The sequence below is a fragment of the Spirillospora sp. NPDC049652 genome, assembly GCF_040675125.1.
Classification (GTDB): domain Bacteria; phylum Actinomycetota; class Actinomycetes; order Streptosporangiales; family Streptosporangiaceae; genus Spirillospora.
In genome coordinates this window covers 1-1,408 of record NZ_JBFAOF010001408.1, presented here as the reverse complement: position 1 = coordinate 1,408, position 1,408 = coordinate 1, and the positions used below count along the sequence as shown (strand labels likewise).

The window sequence follows — 1,408 nt, the reverse complement described above, 5'->3', positions numbered from 1 at the left end:
CGGAGGCGGCCTGCGCGGCCGACCAGCACGACAGCACGGGGCAGGCGCGCCGGGCGAGGTAGGCGTCGCCCTGCGGGCGCAGGCCGAACGCCGCGTCCCCCTCGTACATGGCGGGGAACGCCTCGGCGAGCGCGCGCGGCGCGGTGGCGAGGATCTTGCGGCGGTGCCAGGCGAGCAGCCAGGGCGGCGAGGCGGGGGTGTGGCACCACTCCTCGTTCGCCAGCGCGGTCGGGTACGGGTCGTCCGAGCGCAGCCCCTCGTACATCGCGGGGAAGGCGGCGGCGATCTCGGCGGGCTGGCCGTAGGCCGGGTCCACGCAGACCAGGGCGCGGACGCGGTCCGGGTGCTCGACGGCGAGGGCGCTGACGACCATCGCGCCGAGGGAGTGGCCGATCGCGACGACCGGTTCGGCGACGCCGAGCAGGTCGAGCAGGCGGACCAGGTCGGCGGCGAGGTCCCGCGGGGCGTACCCGGTCTCGGGCGCGGACGACAGGCCGTGGCCGCGCAGGTCCGGCGCGATGACCCGGTACCGGCCGCCGAAGCCGGGCAGGTGGAAGATCCAGTCGTCGGAGTCGGCGCCGTAGCCGTGCACGAGCAGCAGCGTGGCGCGCGGCTCCCGGCCCGCGGGCGGGTCGTCGGTGAAGAACACCCGCACGTCGCCCAGCTCTGCGAACGGCATCGGCCTGGCCTCCTCGGATAAACCGAACAAGCGCACGCTACATCAATGAACGGAAGCCGAGCAATCGCTTGGTTGTGGATACAGTGTGACGAGCGTCGCGCCGGCGCGCCCGGCACCCGCGCCGGGTGCGGCCACCGCAGAGGAGGGGAGCCCGATGCGCCTCGGGATCACGATGTTCGCCACCGACCGCACGATGCCGCCGCACGAGCTGGCCGCCGCCGCCGAGGAGCGCGGCTTCGCCTCGCTCTACCTGCCCGAGCACACCCACATCCCGGTGGCCCGGACGACCCCGCCGCCGACCGGGGACGACACCCTCCCGGACGCGTACGCCCGCACGCCCGACCCGCTCGTCGCGCTCGCCGCCGCGGCCGTGCTGACCAGCACGATCGCCCTCGGCACGGGCATCCTGCTCGCCGCCCAGCGGGACCCGCTGGTCACCGCGAAGGCCGTCGCCACGCTCGACCGGCTCTCGGGCGGACGCGTCGTCCTCGGCGTCGGCTACGGCTGGAACCGCGAGGAGGCCGCCGACCACGGGGTGGACTGGACGACCCGGCGCGCGCGCGTGCGGGAGAACATGCTGGCGATGCGCGAGCTGTGGACGAAGGACGAGGCCGCCTTCCGGGGCGAGTATGCGTCCTTCGAACCGAGCTGGTCATGGCCGAAGCCCGCCGGCCCGGTGCCGGTGCTGCTCGGCGGCGCGCCCGGCCCGACGCTGTTCGCGCACGTCGC

2 protein-coding genes are annotated in these 1,408 nt (G+C 75.4%); one reads left to right on the top strand and one right to left on the bottom strand.

Translation table 11 applies throughout. The features are described 5' to 3' along the window. Window positions 1-679: alpha/beta fold hydrolase (locus AB0J52_RS40635; RefSeq protein ID WP_500188556.1), on the bottom strand; the 679-nt coding region annotated here is incomplete at its 3' end. A gap of 154 nt (window positions 680-833) precedes the next feature. On the opposite strand from AB0J52_RS40635, the gene AB0J52_RS40630 reads away from it, so the two are divergent. Further along, the coding region (locus AB0J52_RS40630; RefSeq protein ID WP_500188554.1) for a TIGR03619 family F420-dependent LLM class oxidoreductase at window positions 834-1,408 on the top strand (575 nt) is incomplete at its 3' end.